At 68.0% G+C, this 16,872-nt stretch carries 17 protein-coding genes; 5 read left to right on the top strand and 12 right to left on the bottom strand.

Going from position 1 to position 16,872, the window contains the following annotated elements:
• Positions 1 to 27: 27 nt before the first annotated feature.
• From DMX10_RS04210 to DMX10_RS04195, 4 genes are all read right to left on the bottom strand, one after another.
• A complete protein-coding gene (locus tag DMX10_RS04210; protein WP_111259932.1) occupies positions 28 to 873 on the bottom strand; it encodes a carbohydrate ABC transporter permease in 846 nt (281 codons plus the stop codon).
• A complete protein-coding gene (locus tag DMX10_RS04205) occupies positions 866 to 1,774 on the bottom strand; it encodes a carbohydrate ABC transporter permease (RefSeq protein ID WP_111259931.1) in 909 nt (302 codons plus the stop codon). Before DMX10_RS04205 ends, DMX10_RS04210 begins: the two co-directional genes overlap by 8 nt.
• A gap of 128 nt (positions 1,775 to 1,902) precedes the next feature.
• Positions 1,903 to 3,156 carry an ABC transporter substrate-binding protein gene (locus DMX10_RS04200; RefSeq protein ID WP_111259930.1) on the bottom strand — a complete coding sequence of 418 codons (1,254 nt, stop codon included), beginning with the start codon at positions 3,154 to 3,156 and terminating at the stop codon, positions 1,903 to 1,905.
• Positions 3,157 to 3,304: 148 nt separating this feature from the next.
• The gene (locus DMX10_RS04195; protein ID WP_111259929.1) at positions 3,305 to 4,201 is read right to left on the bottom strand and encodes an AraC family transcriptional regulator; all 897 of its coding nucleotides are present in this window, start codon (positions 4,199 to 4,201) and stop codon (positions 3,305 to 3,307) included.
• A 137-nt stretch (positions 4,202 to 4,338) separates the two neighbouring features.
• On the opposite strand from DMX10_RS04195, the gene DMX10_RS04190 reads away from it, so the two are divergent.
• Entirely contained in the window at positions 4,339 to 5,292 is a 954-nt protein-coding gene (locus tag DMX10_RS04190; protein WP_111259928.1) for a phytanoyl-CoA dioxygenase family protein, read from the top strand.
• 22 nt (positions 5,293 to 5,314) lie between these two features.
• Here the strand turns inward: DMX10_RS04190 and DMX10_RS04185 are convergent, their stop codons facing one another.
• The 4 genes from DMX10_RS04185 to edd form a co-directional block, all read right to left on the bottom strand.
• The gene (locus DMX10_RS04185; protein ID WP_111259927.1) at positions 5,315 to 6,733 is read right to left on the bottom strand and encodes an ATP-binding protein; all 1,419 of its coding nucleotides are present in this window, start codon (positions 6,731 to 6,733) and stop codon (positions 5,315 to 5,317) included.
• Positions 6,734 to 6,749: 16 nt separating this feature from the next.
• Positions 6,750 to 7,481, bottom strand: a complete 732-nt coding sequence (locus DMX10_RS04180) for a response regulator (RefSeq protein ID WP_111259926.1) — start codon at positions 7,479 to 7,481, stop codon at positions 6,750 to 6,752.
• A 146-nt stretch (positions 7,482 to 7,627) separates the two neighbouring features.
• Positions 7,628 to 8,587, bottom strand: coding sequence for a glucokinase (locus tag DMX10_RS04175; RefSeq protein WP_111259925.1), 960 nt, complete (start codon positions 8,585 to 8,587; stop codon positions 7,628 to 7,630).
• The gene (edd, locus tag DMX10_RS04170; protein ID WP_111259924.1) at positions 8,584 to 10,410 is read right to left on the bottom strand and encodes a phosphogluconate dehydratase; all 1,827 of its coding nucleotides are present in this window, start codon (positions 10,408 to 10,410) and stop codon (positions 8,584 to 8,586) included. The genes DMX10_RS04175 and edd overlap by 4 nt, the downstream gene beginning before the upstream one ends.
• A 281-nt stretch (positions 10,411 to 10,691) precedes the next feature.
• On the opposite strand from edd, the gene DMX10_RS32740 reads away from it, so the two are divergent.
• On the top strand, positions 10,692 to 10,856 hold the full coding sequence (locus DMX10_RS32740; RefSeq protein ID WP_158545568.1) for a hypothetical protein: 165 nt from the start codon (positions 10,692 to 10,694) through the stop codon (positions 10,854 to 10,856).
• 19 nt (positions 10,857 to 10,875) lie between these two features.
• On the opposite strand, the gene DMX10_RS04165 is transcribed toward DMX10_RS32740, so the two are convergent.
• Complete coding sequence (locus tag DMX10_RS04165) at positions 10,876 to 11,682, bottom strand: dienelactone hydrolase family protein (protein ID WP_111259923.1); 807 nt, start codon at positions 11,680 to 11,682, stop codon at positions 10,876 to 10,878.
• Between the two features lie 174 nt (positions 11,683 to 11,856).
• Between DMX10_RS04165 and DMX10_RS04160 the strand changes: the two genes are divergently transcribed.
• Together DMX10_RS04160 and DMX10_RS04155 are read left to right on the top strand one after the other, a co-directional pair.
• Positions 11,857 to 12,870, top strand: coding sequence for a hypothetical protein (locus tag DMX10_RS04160; RefSeq protein WP_236205244.1), 1,014 nt, complete (start codon positions 11,857 to 11,859; stop codon positions 12,868 to 12,870).
• 56 nt (positions 12,871 to 12,926) lie between these two features.
• The gene (locus DMX10_RS04155; protein ID WP_111259922.1) at positions 12,927 to 13,397 is read left to right on the top strand and encodes a copper chaperone PCu(A)C; all 471 of its coding nucleotides are present in this window, start codon (positions 12,927 to 12,929) and stop codon (positions 13,395 to 13,397) included.
• Between the two features lie 15 nt (positions 13,398 to 13,412).
• On the opposite strand, the gene DMX10_RS04150 is transcribed toward DMX10_RS04155, so the two are convergent.
• Complete coding sequence (locus DMX10_RS04150) at positions 13,413 to 14,036, bottom strand: trimeric intracellular cation channel family protein (RefSeq protein WP_111259921.1); 624 nt, start codon at positions 14,034 to 14,036, stop codon at positions 13,413 to 13,415.
• Between the two features lie 7 nt (positions 14,037 to 14,043).
• The gene (gorA, locus tag DMX10_RS04145) at positions 14,044 to 15,402 is read right to left on the bottom strand and encodes a glutathione-disulfide reductase (RefSeq protein WP_111259920.1); all 1,359 of its coding nucleotides are present in this window, start codon (positions 15,400 to 15,402) and stop codon (positions 14,044 to 14,046) included.
• A 95-nt stretch (positions 15,403 to 15,497) separates the two neighbouring features.
• On the opposite strand from gorA, the gene DMX10_RS04140 reads away from it, so the two are divergent.
• Positions 15,498 to 15,920 carry a VOC family protein gene (locus tag DMX10_RS04140; protein ID WP_111259919.1) on the top strand — a complete coding sequence of 141 codons (423 nt, stop codon included), beginning with the start codon at positions 15,498 to 15,500 and terminating at the stop codon, positions 15,918 to 15,920.
• 104 nt (positions 15,921 to 16,024) lie between these two features.
• Here DMX10_RS04140 and galU read toward each other — a convergent pair whose 3' ends face one another.
• Complete coding sequence (galU, locus tag DMX10_RS04135) at positions 16,025 to 16,864, bottom strand: UTP--glucose-1-phosphate uridylyltransferase GalU (protein WP_074972625.1); 840 nt, start codon at positions 16,862 to 16,864, stop codon at positions 16,025 to 16,027.
• Between the last annotated feature and the right edge of the window lie 8 nt (positions 16,865 to 16,872).

Raw genomic sequence — 16,872 nt, 5'->3', positions numbered from 1 at the left:
TAGCGTCGCGGGCACGCGCAACGGCGTTCAGCCCTTGACCGCGCCGGCGGTCAAACCCCGGAGGAAGTACTTGCCGGCGAATACGTAGACGAGCAGGGTCGGCAGGCCGGCGATCATCGCGGCGGCCATGTCGACGTTGTATTCCTTGGCCCCGGTGCTGGTGTTGACCAGGTTGTTGAGGGCCACGGTGATGGGCTGGCTGTCGCCGCTGGCGAACACCACGCCAAAGAGGAAGTCGTTCCAGATCTGGGTGAACTGCCAGATCAGGCAGACCATGACGGTGGGCACCGACATGGGCAGCAGGATGCGCCCGAAGATGGTGAAGAACCCTGCGCCGTCGAGCCGCGCCGCACGCACCAGGGCATCGGGGATGCTGACGTAGAAGTTGCGGAAGAACAGCGTGGTGAAGGCCAGGCCGTAGACCACGTGCACCAGCACCAGGCCGGCGGTGGTGTTGGCCAGGCCGAACTTGCCGAGGGTGAAGGACGCCGGCAGCAGCACCACCTGGAACGGCAGGAAGCAGCCGAACAGCAGCGCGCCGAAGAACAGCTGCGAGCCCCGGAAGCGCCACATGGACAGCACATAGCCGTTGAGCGCACCGAGCAGCGTGGAGATCAGCACCGCCGGCACGGTGATCATCACCGAGTTCCAGAAGTAGCCGCCGACCTGGGTCCAGGCCTTGGCCCAGCCGATCAGGGTGAACACGTCCGGCAGCGACAGCAGGTTGCCGGTGCGTATGTCGTCGGGGGTCTTGAAGCTGGTCAGCAGCATCACCACCAGCGGCACCAGGTACAGGGCGCAGGCGACGATCAGGGTCGCGTGGATGGCCAGGCGGCTGAGGCTGAACGGGGGTTTTCCGGCCAGGCTAGTCATGGCGCTTGTTCCTCAGTTCGGAATACAGGTAGGGCACGATGATCGCCAGCACGGCGCCGAGCATGAGCATGGCGCTGGCAGCGCCCAGGCCCATCTGCCCACGGGTGAAGGTGCTGGCGTACATGAACATCGCCGGCAGGTCGGAGGAGTAGCCGGGGCCGCCGGCGGTCATCGCCGCCACCAGGTCGAAGCTCTTGATGGCGATGTGGGCGAGGATCATCAGCGCGCTGAAGAACACCGGGCGCAGGCTCGGCAGGACGATGCGCAGGTAGATGGTCGGCAGGCTGGCGCCGTCCACCTGGGCGGCGCGGACGATGGATTGGTCGACCCCGCGCAGGCCGGCGAGGAACAGCGCCATGACGAAGCCGGAGGATTGCCACACGGCGGCGATCACCAGGCAGTAGACGACGCGGTCCGGGTCCACCAGCCAGTCGAGACGGAAGCCCTCCCAGCCCCAGTCGCGCAGCAGCTTGTCCAGCCCCAGGCCGGGGTTGAGCAGCCACTTCCAGGCGGTGCCGGTGACGATCATCGACAGCGCCATGGGGTACAGGTAGACGGTGCGGATGAAGCCCTCGCGGCGGATGCGCTGGTCCAGCAGCACGGCGAGGAATACGCCTATCACCAGGCTGATGCTGATGAACAGCCCGCCATAGACCAGCAGGTTGTGGCTGGCGACCCACCAGCGGTCGTTGTCCCACAGGCGCTCGTACTGCTGCAGGCCCACCCACTTGTAGCTGGGCATGAAGCGCGAGTTGGTGAACGACAGCAGGAAGGTCCAGAGGATGTAGCCGTAGAAGCCCACCAGCACGATGAGCATGCTCGGCGCCAGGACCAGCTTGGGAAGCCAGCGCTGCAGCGCATCCAGCGGTGAAGCCTTGGCGAAGACGGCGGTCGAACTCATGGATCACTCCGTATGGCAGGTCGCCCGGACGCCCCGGGAAGGCAAAACCGGGCAGCAGGAAGCCGTGGCGCCTGCCGGCACCGTTGCGAATCAGGGAAAGGAGCGGGCCGCCGGGGCGGCCCGGGTGCTTACTGCACGGCCTGGATGGCGGCCGCCAGTTGCTGGGCGGCCTTCTTCGGGTCCGCCGAGGGCGAGTTGAAGAAGTTGGTGACCACATCGAACACCGCGCCCTGGACGTAGCCCGAGGAGGCCATCAGGTGCGCCATGCTCGGCTGCAGCCCGCCGTTGCCGACGGCCTCCTTGAAGTCCTTCATGGAGGCCTGGGCGCAGCTGTCGAAGCCGCTCATGTCGACGTCCTGGCGCACCGGGATGGAGCCCTTGTTCTGGCTGAACAGGGTCTGGAACTCGGTGCCCATGACGATGCGCGCCAGGTCTTCCTGGGCGCTGCGGTTGGCGTCGTCCTTGAGCTTGAACAGGGTCAGCGAATCGATGTTGTAGTCGAAGCTGCCCTGGGTGCCGGGGAACGGCACGCAGACGTAGTCCTTGCCCGCCACCTTGCCGGCGGCGGTCCATTCGCCCTTGGCCCAGTCGCCCATGATCTGCATGCCGGCCTTGCCGTTGATGACCAGCGCGGCGGCGGAGTTCCAGTCGCGGCCGGCGGCGTTGGCGTCGATGTAGCCATGGAGCTTCTGCAGGGTGGCGAAGACCTTGACCATCTTCTCGCCGGAAAGGGTCGCCGGGTCGAGCTCGACGAAGGCCTTGTGGTAGTCCTGCGGGCCGAGAATGCTGAGGGCGATGTTCTCGAAGGTGGTGCCGTCCTGCCAGGGCTGGCCACCGTGGGCGACGGGGATGAAGCCGGCGGCCTTGAGCTTGTCGGCGGCGACGAAGAATTCATCGAGGGTGGTGGGCGGCGTGGCGCCGGCCTTCTTGAACACCTCGGGGTTGATCCACAGCCAGTTGACCCGGTGCACGTTGACCGGCACGGCGACGTAGTGATCCTCGTATTTCATGATGCTGGCGACCTGCTTGGGCAGCAGCGCGTCCCACTTGCCCTCCTCGGCCACGTTGTCCATCTCGGTGAGCAGGCCGAGCTCGCCCCATTCCTGGATGTCCGGCCCCTTGATCTGTGCGGCCGAAGGCGGATTGCCGGAAACGGCGCGGGTCTTGAGCACGGTCATCGCGGCCTCGCCGCCACCGCCGGCGACGGCGAAGTCCTTCCAGGTGTGGCCCTTCTTCTCGACCAGTTCCTTGAGGGTTTCGGCGGCGCGCTTCTCGCCACCGGAGGTCCACCAGTGCAGGACCTCCACTTCACCGGCGAGGGCGGAAAGGGGGAAGAGCGAAGCGAGGGATACGACAACGGCCAGGCGAGAGAGAGCATTCATGAGGGGATCACCTTTTTGTTTTTATGGCTGTGCAAGTCGGTGCTTGCGCTTGCCGGAAGTCTAAACAGGATGGTCGGGGCGCCGGGTAACAAAGGGATGTCCGAAGGTCACGGTTCGGTTACACAGGGCGGAAAACACGTCACGGGGCTCACTCCACTGCCGACCTCGACGGGGGCCGGTTCGCTGCCTTGCGGTGGACGCGGCGGAAGTCCCTCGGGGTGCTGGCCTTGAGCGCGAGGAACTGCCGGTTGAACAGCGAGAGGTTGGCGTAGCCCACCTGCTCGGCGATGCGCACCACCGGCAGGTCGGTGGCGATGAGCAGCGAACAGGCGCGACCGATGCGCAGCCGCGTGACGTACTGCACGGCGGTCATCCGCGTGTGGCGGCGAAACATCCTATGGAAAGCCGAGACGCTGACGCAGGCGAGCTCGGCCAGTTCGGGAATGGAAACCGGCGCGGCGAAGCCCTGGTGCAGCCGGTCCAGCACCCGCTGGATGCGCGGGTCGGCGGTGGGCAGGCTGGCGGGCGTGGCCGGGGCGTTGGCCAGCGGCTGCATCTCCGGGTCGCGGCAGAGCAGCAACAGGACGTCCAGCAGCAGCATCAGGCGCCGGCCCGGCTCCGCCCCCGGCATCGCCTCGATCAGCGGGCGCACGCCGGCGCGGGTCGCCGCACCGAAGCCCAGCCCCTGCTCGGCACCCGCCAGCAGCACGCCGATATCTCGCAGCTCGGGGAACATGGCCAGCAGGCCGTTGGCCCAGTCGCGGTGGAACCAGATGACCAGCGCCACGTGGGGCCGGGCGGCATCGACCTTCTCGCTTGAGCACCAGCTGTGGGGCACGCCGGGGCCGACCAGCACCAGGTCGCCATCGTCGTAGGGCTCGATGTCGTCGCCGATGTAGCGATGGCCACGGCTGTTGAGGGTGAGGGTCAGCTCGTACTCCGGGTGGTGGTGCCATTCGAACGGGATGCCCTCCTCCAGGCGACGGTTCAGCAGGGCCCAGGAGGCTCCGTCGTCGGGGGTGATGGTTTCGAGGAATGCGCGCATGAACGGCACGATAGCCGAACCCGGGCCTGGCATCACGCCATAAAAGTATCGGTTTTGGCCTTTAACCGCGGCAGCGTCGCCCTGCACCGCTGGGTAGCCTGCGAACCGTTCCCATAACGACGACGCAGGAGACCGACATGGCGACCCTCTACACCGACGGGCACGGCAACCACCCTGGTGCGGGCAGCTCCGCCACGCCGCTGCAGGCCATCGACAAGCGCCGCCCGCTGCGGGTGCTGAGCGAGGCCGACTGGCAGCACTGGACCCGCAAGGGCTATGTGATCGTGCGCAACGCGGTCAGTGCCGCCGAGGCCGATGCGGTGGTGGAGATGCTCTGGCGCTTCCAGGAGATGGACCCGCACGACCCGGCCACCTGGTACCGCCCGCAGTTGCGCGAGCACCGCATGACCGAGCTCAACAACACCGGCATGGTCGAGGTCTACAACCACCAGAGCCTATGGGACACCCGTCAGAACCGGCGCATCTACGACGCCTTCGTCGACATCTGGGACCGCGAGGACCTGTGGGTGGCCATCGACCGCGCCAACCTCAACCCGCCGAACAAGGCGGCTCGCGCGGCGGGCAGGAAGGACGGCTTCATCCACTTCGACGTCGACGTGTCCCAGCGGCCCTTGCCCATCGCGGCCCAGGGCGTGCTGTCGCTGGCGGCGCAGGACGACGAGGTCGGCGGCTTCCAGTGCGTGCCCGGGATCTTCGCGGAGATCGAGCAGTGGTGGGCACGCCAGCCCGAAGGCGCCAACCCGTTCAAGCCGGATATCGGCGAGCACCGCATCGAGAACGTCAGCCTGGAGAAAGGCGACCTGTTGATCTTCAACAGCCTGCTGGCCCACGGCGTGCGCCCCAACCGCTCGGAGGACCGCGTGCGCCTGGCGCAGTACATCTCGATGTTCCCGGCGGACTTCGACAATCAACCGCTGCGCCAGGCGCGCATCCACACCTGGGCTGCGCAGACCCACCCGCTGGGCGACCCTTTCCCTGGCGACCCGAGGGAGTACGAGCGCCGCCACTTCGCCCGCGCCGAACTCAGCCAGCACGGGCGCCGGCTGCTGGGACTGGAGCCCTGGCCCTGATGGGCGCGGGTGCGAGCGGGGCTCAGTCGGCGACGCGGGGCAGCTCCAGGGTCACCCGCAGGCCGCCCTCGCGCAGGTTGCGCAGGCTGACCTCGCCGCCATGGCTGTGGGCGATGTTGCGCGCGATGCCCAGGCCCAGGCCGTAGCCCTGCTGCTGGCCGGAGAGGCGGAAGTGCGGCTCGAAGACCTGCTCCAGGCGCTGCTCGGGTACGCCGGGGCCTTCGTCATCCACGTGCAGCACGAAGGCGTCGCGGCCGTCCTCGATGTGCAGGTGGGCACGCTGGCCGTACTTCAGGGCGTTGTCCACCAGGTTGCCGATGCAGCGCCGCAACGCCAGGGGCTTGCCCGGGAAGGGCCGGCGCGCGGTGCCTTCGAGGGTGACGCGGCCGTTGCCCAGGTAGGGGTCCACCAGGCAGTGCAGCAGGTGGTTGAGGTCCACCGGCTCGATGTTCTCGTGGATGTCGGTGTCCTTCACGCATTGCAGGGCGCCCTTGACCAGCAGCTCCAGGTCGTCGAGGTCGCGGCCGAACTTGGCTTGCAGCGCTTCGTCCTCCAGCAGCTCGACGCGCAGGCGCAGCCGGGTGATGGGGGTGCGCAGGTCGTGGGAGATGGCGCTGAACAGCTGGCTGCGCTCGTTGAGGTAGCGGCTGATGCGCTCGCGCATGCTGTTGAAGGCACGGCTCACCTCCACCACCTCGCTGCCCCCCGCCTCCGCCAGCGGCTCCACGTCGGCGCCCAGGGACATGTCCCGTGCGGCGGCGGCCAGGCGCTTGAGCGGCCGGCTCTGCCAATGCACCAGCAGGCCGATGAACAGCAGCAGGAAGCTGCTGGTGAGGATGATGAACCACAGCTGCTGCGCCGGCAGGCCCTGGTCCTCGAGGCTGACGTAGGGCGCCGGCATCAGCGAGGCGAGGTACAGCCACTCATTGGGGGCGATCTGGATCTGGGTCACCAGCACCGGCGGGTTCAGCGGCTCCAGGCTCAGCGCGTAGTGGGCCCAGGAGCGCGGCAGTTCGTCGAGCTTGAGCTCGCCATTGAAGATGCGCAGGTCGTCCGGGCTGACGAACTGCACGGAGAGGTCCACCTGCTTGCCCAGGCGCTCACGCAGGACGGCGTCCACCACGTCCAGCACGGCCGCCTTGCGCGGGGTGGCGGGGAGCACCTGCATGTTCAGCGGCTTGTCGTTGAGCGAGACGAAGAAGCGCGTGCCGCCCATGCTGCGCAGCTGGTCCAGCACCAGTGGCCGGTAGCCCAGCGGCAGCGAGCGGAAGTAGGCGACGCTGGCGGCCATGGAGTGGGCCAGGCTGCGCGCACTGGTGAGCAGGCCCTCCATCTGGCTGGCACGCAGTTGCGAGACCCAGATGACGCTGGACAGCGCCTGGGCCAGGAGCACCACCAGCAGCGTGAGGAACAGCATGCGCCCGAGCAGCGAACGCGGCATCGGGTTCCAGCGGCGCTCAGGCATGGGGCGAGACCTGGGCCGCCAGCAGGTAGCCCGAGCCGCGCACGGTGCGGATCAGCCGCGGCGCCTTGCCGGTGTCGCGCAGGCGCTGGCGCAGGCGACTCACGGCCATGTCGACGATGCGCTCCAGGGGCATCACCTCGCGACCACGGGTGGCGTTGGCGATGGTGTCGCGATCGAGGATCTGCTGCGGGTGGTCGAGGAACAGCTTGAGCAGGGCGAAGTCGGCGCCGGAGAGGATCACCTCCTCGCCATCGATGTGGAACAGGCGGTGGCTGACCATGTCCAGGCGCCACTCGTCGAAGGCCAGCACCTGGGCCTCGCCGGCACCGCGCTCCTGGGCGAAGCCGACACGGCGCAGCAGCGCCTTGATGCGCGCCTGCAGCTCGCGGGGGCTGAAGGGCTTGCCGAGGTAGTCGTCGGCGCCCAGTTCCAGGCCGATCACCCTGTCGGCCTCGTCGGAGCTGGCGGTGAGCATGATGATCGGCACATGGGCCAGGCGTTGGTGCTCGCGCACCCAGCGGCACAGGCTGAAGCCGTCTTCGTCGGGCAGCATCACGTCGAGGATCACCAGGTCGGCGGCCACTTCGCCCATCGCCTGGCGGAAGGCAGCGCCGTCGCCCACGGTGCGCACCTGGAAGCCGGCGCGGCTCAGGTAGGTGTGCAGCAGGTCGCGGATTTCCTCGTCGTCATCGACCAGGAGGATGGTTTTACCGGCTTGGCTCACGTGGGCCTTCCCTTGTTGTTATGGGTCATGTCCGTTCGGGGTCGCGCACCCGGCGAGCGCCATCGGTGGACCGGTGAAGCGTGGCCCACCCTACATCAGGCGCCGTGCCGGGAACGTGCAACGCGTCTGCTTCCCGTGTTTGCGCCTCAGGCCTGCAAGGCCTGCTGGAGCGCCACGCCCGCGCCTTCCAGGCCCGGGTATTGGGCGGTGACCAGCCAGACCGGCACACCACTGAAGTAATCGCTCATGCAGCCCTTGCTGGCAAAGGCGCGGGCGAAGCCGCTGGCCTTGAAGAACTCGGCGAAACGCGGCACCACGCCACCGACCACATAGACCCCGCCACGGGCCCCGAGGGTCAGCACGTTGTTGCCGGCGACGCGGCCGAGCCAGACGCAGAACTGCTCCAGCACCGCCTTCGCCTCGCTGTCGCCGGCCAGTGCCGCCGAGGTGATGGCGGCCGGGCTGTCCAGGTGCGGCTCGACGCCGTCGAGGGCGCAACTGGCGCGGTACAGCTGCAGGAGGCCGCCGCCGCTGAGGATGTTCTCGGCGCTGACGTGGCCCTGGCGCTCGTGCAGGTAGCGCCACAGCTCGGCTTCGCGGACGCTGCCGATGGGCAGGTCGACATGCCCGCCCTCCCCCGGCAATGCGGCCCAGCGCCCCTCGCCAAGGGGCAGCAGGGTGCCGACGCCAAGGCCGGTGCCGGCGCCGATGACCACCGCCGGGCGATCCGTTTCGGCCTCGCCTTCGCAGATGGTCATGCGCTCACCGGGGTGCAGGCGGGTCATGCCCAGGGCCATGGCGGAGAAGTCGTTGATCAGCAGCAGCCGCTCGACGCCCAGCGCTTCGCAGAAGGTGCGGCGGTTGAGGCGCCAGTGGTTGTTGGTGAAGCGGAAATCCTCGCCGCCCACCGGCCCGGCACAGGCCAGGCAGACGGCGGCGATGGCGCCCGGTGCCAGGCCGAGGCCCGCCAGGTAATGCTGGATGGCCAGCTCCGGGGTGGCGAAATCCGCCGTCGCCAGGACCTTGACCGCTTCCAGCCGCTCATCGCGCCACAGGGCGAAACGCGCGTTGGTGCCTCCGATGTCGCCGACCAGCGCCAGCTTCACTTCAGGTTCTCCAGGCTGGATGTAAAGGCGCTCGCCCCCTGCTCCGCCGTGCTGAACGCGGCCCGCATGAAGGCAAACATCTCGCGGCCACAACCGACCTCGGCGTTGTGCTGGATCGGCGCCGGTTCGCGGGCGGCGAACGCGTCGGCGTCCACCAGCACCCGCAGGGTCCCGGCCTGGCCATCGACGCGGATGATGTCACCGTCGCGCACGCGCGCCAGTGGACCTCCGTCGTAGGCCTCGGGGCAGACGTGGATGGCCGCCGGGATCTTGCCGGAGGCGCCGGACATGCGCCCGTCGGTGACCAGCGCCACCTTGAAGCCGCGGTCCTGCAGCACACCGAGGAAGGGGGTCATCTTGTGCAGCTCGGGCATGCCGTTGCAGCGCGGACCCTGGAAGCGCATCACCGCCACCATGTCGCGCTCCAGCTCGCCGGCGGCGAAGGCGTCGGCGAGGGCCTGCTGGTCATGGAACACCCGCGCTGGGGCTTCCACCACCTGGTGCTCGGCCGCCACGGCGGAGACCTTCATCACGCCGCGCCCGAGGTTGCCCTCCATCACCCGCAGCCCGCCTTCCGGCGAGAAGGGGTTGGAGACGGGACGCAGGATGCTCTCGTCCAGGCTCTTCGCCGGGCCGTCGCGCCAGGCGATGCGGCCGTCCTCGAGGAAGGGTTCCCGGGTGTAGCGGCGCAGGCCGCGACCGGCGACGGTGTTGACGTCCTCGTGCATCAGCCCGGCATCGAGCAGCTCGCGCACCAGGAAGGCCACGCCGCCCGCCGCGTGGAAGTGATTGATGTCGGCCTTGCCGTTCGGATAGACGTGGGCCAGGGTCGGCACCACCTCGGAGAGGTCGGCCATGTCCTGCCAGGTGAGCTGGATGCCAGCGGCCTGGGCGATGGCCGGCATGTGCAGGGTGTGGTTGGTGGAGCCACCGGTGGCATGCAGGGCGACGATGGAGTTGACCAGCACACGCTCGTCGATCAGCTCTCCGATGGGCGTGAAGGCGCCGGCCTGCCGGGTGAGCCGGGTGACCTGGCGCGCGGCCTCCTCGGTGAGGGCATCGCGCAGCGGCGTACCGGGGTTGACGAAGGAGGCACCCGGCAGGTGCAGGCCCATCATCTCCATCAGCATCTGGTTGGTGTTGGCCGTGCCGTAGAAGGTGCAGGTGCCGGGGGCGTGGTAGGCCGCCATCTCGGATTCCAGCAGCTCGTCGCGGGTCGCCTTGCCTTCGGCGTAGCGCTGGCGGACGTCGGCCTTCTCCTTGTTCGACAGCCCCGAGGGCATGGGCCCGGCGGGGATGAACAGGGTGGGCAGGTGGCCGAAGCGCAGCGCGCCCATCATCAGGCCGGGGACGATCTTGTCGCAGACGCCGAGGAATACCGCCGCGTCGAACATGTTGTGCGACAGCGCCACGGCCGTGGACATGGCGATCACCTCGCGGCTGGCGATGCCCAGCTCCATGCCGGGCTCGCCCTGGGTGACACCGTCGCACATGGCGGGTACGCCACCGGCGACCTGGCCGACGGAGCCGACTTCACGCAGCGCCTGGCGGATGCGTTCGGGGTAGTGTTCGTAGGGCTGGTGGGCGGAGAGCATGTCGTTGTAGGCGGTCACGATGGCGACGTTGGCGGCGTCCATCAGGCGCAGGCGCTGCTTGTCCTCGCCGCCACAGCCGGCGACGCCGTGGGCGAAGTTGGCGCATTGCAGCTTGCCGCGCTGCGGCCCCTTGCCGGCGGCCTCGCGGATCATCGCCAGGTAGCGCTCGCGGGTGGGTCGGCTGCGGGCGATGAGGCGTTCGGTTACTTCGATAATGCGGGGATGCATATCAGCGGCTCCAGGCGATATCTTGTTTTAATCGCATCAAGATAACTCAGAATCATGGAATCACGCCATTTCATAAGCGCTATTTTGTTATTAGAACAACATTAAGCGATATCGACGTGTGGGCTCTGCTTTTGACAGGCACCCGGGCCGAAGGTGCGTCACATCGGCCCCGCGCTCAAGCATAGGTTGAACCGGGGCCCGCTCCTTGTACTCCACCGGCATGCACAGGACCCCCGCGACCGACTCACGGGGGGCGTGCCAGGCATGACGAGGACACGTCGATGACACAGCGCAAGCGCAACAACCTGAACGACCCGCAACAGACGCCGGCGGAAATCGCCGATCACCAGGTGCTGGTGGAGGAAGCGCGTCGCGACCAGGCCCGTACCGGGCAGCGCAACGACAGCCAGGGGCATGCGCCGCGCCTGCGCCGCCCGTCACGCTGAGGGCGGCGCGGAAACGGGGTCAGCGGGGGAAGAGGTCCTTGAAGAAGCCCTGCATGTCGGCCCAGGAATTCTCATCGGCAACCTGGCTGTAGCCGATGTCCGGGCCTTTCTCGCTGCCGTGGCCGGCGTGGCTGAGGCGATCCGCATCCGGGTTGGTGAAGCCGTGCTTGGCCTTGGCCTGGAGCACGAAGCGGTAGTCGACCTCGGCCTTGTCCATCTCCTCCTTGAAGGCGGCGACGTCGGCCTTGGTGACCATGCTGTCCTGGCCGCCATGCTCGACCAGCACCTTGGCCTTGACGCTGCCCTTGGTGGCCGGGGTGGCGGTGGCCAGGGCGCCGTGGAAGCTGACCACGCCGGCGAGCGGAACGCCCTGGCGGGCGGCGTCCAGCACCACCTTGCCGCCGAAGCAGTAGCCGATGGCGGCGAGCTTGGTGGCGTCGGTCTGCGGTTGCTTCTTCAGCAGGTCGAGCCCGGCGAGGAAGCGCGCCTTGGCGGCGGGGCCATCCTTCAGCGCGGCCTGCATGAAGGCCAGCGCATCGGCGGGGTGCTCGGTGTTCTTGCCTTCGCCGTACATGTCGATGGCCAGGGCGCTGTAGCCCAGCTCGGCAAGGTCGCGCGCGCGGCGCTTGGCGTAGTCGTTCAGCCCCCACCATTCGTGCACCACGACGATGCCGGGACGCTTGCCTTCGATGGCATCGTCGTAGGCGTAGTAGCCCACCAGCGCAGTGCCGTCGGCGGCCTTGTAGGGGATTTCCTGGGTCTTGATTTCCGCCTGGGCGATACCCGCGCAGGCCAGCAAGGCGAAAAGAAGCGGCAATCTGGGCATTTCGATCTCTCCCTGGATGAAGCGAGGCGCAAAAACAGCGTGCAGTGTCGCGGTTTTCCGGGCATTCGCCAATCGCCAATCGCGCGCCCGGGCAACCGCCCGAACGACGGGTGAAAGCGCAGCGGCGGCACGCCATACTCGTGCACTCGGACCATGCCAACCGGAGGGACCCACGTGCGCCGATACGCCTTTTTGCTCCTGCTCAGCCTGGCCGGGTGCGCCCGCGACCCGGTGAACCTGCCGCTTACGTTCGAGCGCGATGCGCCCCCGCCGAAGCTGCAATACCTGGGTGTCGGCGGTTACCTGCTGCACTGGCGTGGCGAAGGTTTGCTGTTCGCCCCCTCCTTCAGCAATCCCGCCTTCCTCGGCCTGCCGCCCCTGCGGGTGAAGGCCGACGAAGCGGCCATCGATGCGCGCATGCCGCCTGCCGATGACGTCAGCATGCTGCTGATCGGCCACGCCCATTACGACCACCTGCTCGACGTGCCACGGGTGATGCAGAAGCAGGCGCCCAATGCCATCGCCTATGGCTCGGCCACCGCCGGGCACATCCTGCGGGCAGCGCTGCCGGCGGCACGCATCGTCAATGCCGAGCCGGCCATGGCCAACATCAAGGAAGCCGGCGAGCCCGGCACGACGGCGCAGCCGGGGACGTGGTTCTACTCCAGGGACCGACGTTTCCGCGCCATGCCGATCCAGAGCATGCACGCCCCGCACTTCGCCGGGATGACCTTCCTGCGCGGCAGCTACGACCAGGACCTGACGGAGCTGCCGACAGCCGTATGGAACTGGAAGGAAGGCCAGACCCTGGCCTGGCTGGTCGACCTGCTGGATGAGACCGGCAAGCCGGTGTACCGCATCCATTACCAGGACTCGGCCAGCACGCCGCCCTACGGCTTCCCGCCGATCCTCGCCGACGGCAAGGGCATCGACGTGGAGATTCTCTGCGTCGGCTCGTGGAACCAGGTGCAGCACTACCCCGACGCGCTGCTCAAGGTCAGCCGACCGCGCCTCGTGGTGCTCGGCCACTGGGAGGATTTCTTCGGCAACGACCCCGAGCGGCCGCAGACCATCCGCCTGCTGGATGAACAGGGCATGGTCGCCCGCACCCGCGCCGCGCTGCCCCAAGGCACCCCGGTGGTGATGCCGGTGCCGCTCTCGGAAGTCGCCCTGCCGGCGGCGGACTGAGGGCGCCCCCAGCGGTGGTATCGTACGCAGCGATCCACCGCCTTCCGGACCTCTCCATGCGCCCTCTCCTCCTGCCCACTTCGCTGCCCTGGAAACGCCACGCCCTGGCCGTGCTGATGCTGCTGGCCGGGGCCGCCGCCCAGGCCGCCGAGCTGTCGCTCGGTGATGCGCGGGCGCAGCCCTCCGACTGGGATGCCACCGCTGCCGTGGTCGTCCTGGACATCACCGACACGGGCGCCCAGGGCGATCGCCTGGTGGGTGCCAGTACGCCTCGCGCCTGGCGGGTGGACCTGCAGACTACGGTGCGCATCGGCGAGGCACGGCGGGTGATGACGCTGGTGTCCTTCGGCGTGCCGCCCGGCGGCGTGCTGAAGCTGGCGCCTATGGGCAGCCACCTGACGCTGGTGGGCCTGAAGGGTGCCCTGGAGGATGGCGAGCGCTTTCCGCTGACGCTGCGCTTCGCGCGGGGTGGCGAGGTGACGATCGAAGTACGGGCCGAACGGCCCGCCACGGAGCAGGCGCGGTAGCGAGCCCGGGCGGGCTCAGTCCCGGTCCAGCAGGTGGAAGCGTGGCAACGACAGCCCCCAGCGGATCGCCGCCAGGCGCGTGCCGAGCACCACCAGCATGGCCACGCCGGTGTCGAACCAGCGCGGCAGGCCCAAATGCAGCAGGCCGATGAACACCAGGGAGCCGGCCACGCAGGCGATGGCGTAGATCTCTTTCTGGAAGATCAGCGGGATCTCGTTGCAGATCACGTCGCGCATCACGCCGCCGGCGACGCCGGTGATCACACCCATGATCACCGCGGTGCTCAGCGGCACCTGGTGCTGCAGGGCCACTTCGGTGCCGTAGACGGTGAACACCGCCAGGCCGAAGGCGTCCGCCACCAGCAGGCCGGTTTCGTTGATGGGGCGGGTCAGGCGGACCCAGAGCACCGTGCCCACGGCCGCCAGGGAGGCGACGAGGATGTAGGTGTCGTCGCGTATCCAGCTCACCGGGTGGTTGCCGAGGATGACATCGCGCAGCGTGCCGCCACCCAGCGCGGTGATGATGGCGATCACCAGCACGCCGAACAGGTCCATGGACTTGCGCCCGGCCATGAGCGCGCCGGTGATGGCGAAGACGGCGACGCCGAACAGGTCCGCCAGGTAGAAGAGCCGCTCCATCGCCCCGTCAGTTCCCGACCGGGGTGCGCAGGGTCACGAACTCCTCGGCGGCCGTCGGGTGCACGCCGATGGTCTCGTCGAAGATGCGTTTGGTGGCGCCGGCCTTGAGGGCCACGGCGAGGCCCTGGATGATCTCGCCCGCCTCGGGGCCGACCATGTGGCAGCCAAGCACGCGATCGCTCTCCGCGTCGACCACCAGCTTCACCAGGGTGCGCTCCTGGTTCTCGGTGAGGGTCAGCTTCATGGGGCGGAAGCGGCTCTCGAAGACCTTGACCTTGTGGCCGCGCGCACGGGCATCTTCCTCGCTGAGGCCGACGGTGCCGATGTTGGGCAGGCTGAAGACGGCGGTGGGGATGTGGTCGTAGTCCACCGGGCGGTACTCGGCAGGCTTGAACAGGCGACGGGCGACGGCCATGCCTTCGGCCAGCGCGACCGGGGTGAGCTGCACGCGGCCGATGACGTCGCCCAGGGCGAGGATCGAGGGCTCGGCGGTGCGGTACTCGTCGTCCACCTTGATGAAGCCGCGCTCATCCAGCTCGACGCCGGTGTTCTCCAGGCCCAGGCCATCCAGCATCGGGCGCCGACCGGTGGCGTAGAACACGCAGTCGGCTTCCAGGGTGCGGCCGTCCTTGAGGGTGGCCAGCAGGCTGCCGTCGGCTTGCTTGTCGATGCGTGCGATGTCGGCGTTGAACTGCAGGTCGAGGCCCTTGCGGGTCAGCTCGTCACGCAGGTGGGTACGCACGGCGCCATCGAAGCCGCGCAGGAACAGCTCCTGGCGGTAGAGCAGCGTGGTCTTGGCGCCCAGGCCGTGGAAGATGGAGGCGAACTCGACGGCGATGTAGCCGCCGCCGACCACCAGCACGCGCCGGGGCAGTTCTTCGAGGAAGAAGGCTTCGTTGGAGCTGATGGCGTGTTCGCGGCCGGGGAGTTCCGGGATCTGCGGCCAGCCGCCGGTGGCGACGAGGATGTGCTCGGCGCTGAAGCGCTGTTCGCCCACCTGCACGGTGTGGGCGTCCACCAGGCGCGCGTGGCCCTCCAGCAGGGTGACGCCGCTGTTGACCAAGAGGTTGCGGTAGATGCCGTTGAGGCGCTGGATCTCGCGGTTCTTGTTGGCGATCAGGGTGGCCCAGTCGAAGCCCGCCTCGCCCAGGTTCCAGCCATAGCCTTCGGCCTGCTCGAAGTCTTCGGAGAAGTGGGCGCCATAGACCAGCATCTTCTTCGGCACGCAGCCGACGTTGACGCAGGTGCCGCCCAGGTAGCGGCTTTCCGCTACCGCGACGCGGGCACCGAAACCGGCGGCGAAGCGCGAGGCACGAACGCCGGCGGAACCGGCTCCTATGACGAAGAGGTCGAAATCGTAGGCCATGGCAGGGTCTCCAGAAACAGGCGGCCAGCATACCTGAACGCACGCCGCTGACCAGTTGCCAGGCCTATGCTTGACCCAGCGAAGGAGGAATCGTCATGCGCCCTGCCCTCACCCATCTCGCCCTGCACGTTCCCGACCTGGAGCCGTGCATCCGCTTCTATGAACAGTTCTGTGGCATGCGGGTGATCCACGAGCGCGCCGGCAAGGGCTCGAGGATCGTCTGGATGGCCGAGCCTGGGCAGGAGCACCGCTTCATCTTCGTGATCATGCCGGGCGGCCGCCCGCGCGACCTGGCGCCGGACGACTACAGCCACTTCGGCTTCGCCCTGGACAGCCGCGAGGCGGTGGACGCCATCGCCGCCCGCGCCGAAACCGAGGGCTGCCTGGTCTGGGCGCCCCGGGACGAGCCCTACCCGGTGGGCTACTACTGCGGGCTGCGGGACCCGGCGGGCAACTACGTGGAGTTCAGCTACGGTCAGCCGCTGGGACCGGGCTCGGAGGAGATGGTGATTCCCTGAGCCGCGATGACATCGCCTCCCGCTGAAGCCCGGGCTACGCGTGGATGCCGGAAACGACAAGGCCGCCCGGAGGCGGCCTTGTGGGTGCGACGAGCGCGGCCTGATCAGTAGGCCTTGCCGGTCTTGTAGAGGTTTTCGAAGCAGTAGTTGGTCGCGTCGATATAGCCTTCGGCGCCACCGCAGTCGAAACGCTTGCCCTTGAACTTGTACGCCAGTACGCAACCGTCCTGGGCCTGCTTCATCAGGGCGTCGGTGATCTGGATCTCGCCACCCTTGCCCGGCTCGGTCTCTTCGATCAGCTTGAAGATGTCCGGGGTCAGGATGTAGCGGCCGATGATCGCCAGGTTGGACGGGGCGTCTTCCGGCTTGGGCTTCTCGACCATGCTGTTCACGCGGTAGATGTCGTCACGGATCATCTCGCCGGCGATCACGCCGTACTTGGAGGTTTCCTCCGGCGGCACTTCCTGGATGGCGACGATGGAGCAGCGGAACTGGTTGTACAGCTTGACCATCTGGGTCAGCACGCCGTCGCCGTCGAGGTTGAGGCAGAGGTCGTCCGCCAGGACCACGGCGAAAGGTTCGTCGCCGATCAGCGGGCGGCCGCTGAGGATGGCGTGGCCGAGGCCTTTCATTTCCACCTGGCGGGTGTAGGAGAAGCTGCACTGGTCGATCAGGCGACGGATGCCGACCAGGTATTTCTCCTTGTCGGTGCCCTTGATCTGGTGCTCCAGCTCGTAGCTGATGTCGAAGTGGTCTTCCAGGGCGCGCTTGCCGCGGCCGGTGACGATGGAGATCTCGCTGAGACCCGCATCCAGGGCCTCTTCAACGCCGTACTGGATCAGTGGCTTGTTCACCACCGGCAGCATTTCCTTGGGCATGGCCTTGGTGGCGGGCAGAAAACGGGTACCGTAACCAGCGGCCGGGAACAGGCATTTCTTGATCATGTTTAACC

Source organism: Pseudomonas sp. 57B-090624 (assembly GCF_003234055.1).
Taxonomy (GTDB): domain Bacteria; phylum Pseudomonadota; class Gammaproteobacteria; order Pseudomonadales; family Pseudomonadaceae; genus Metapseudomonas; species Metapseudomonas tohonis.
Note: the sequence above shows the minus strand (reverse complement) of the source record. Positions and strands in the feature narration are given on the sequence as shown.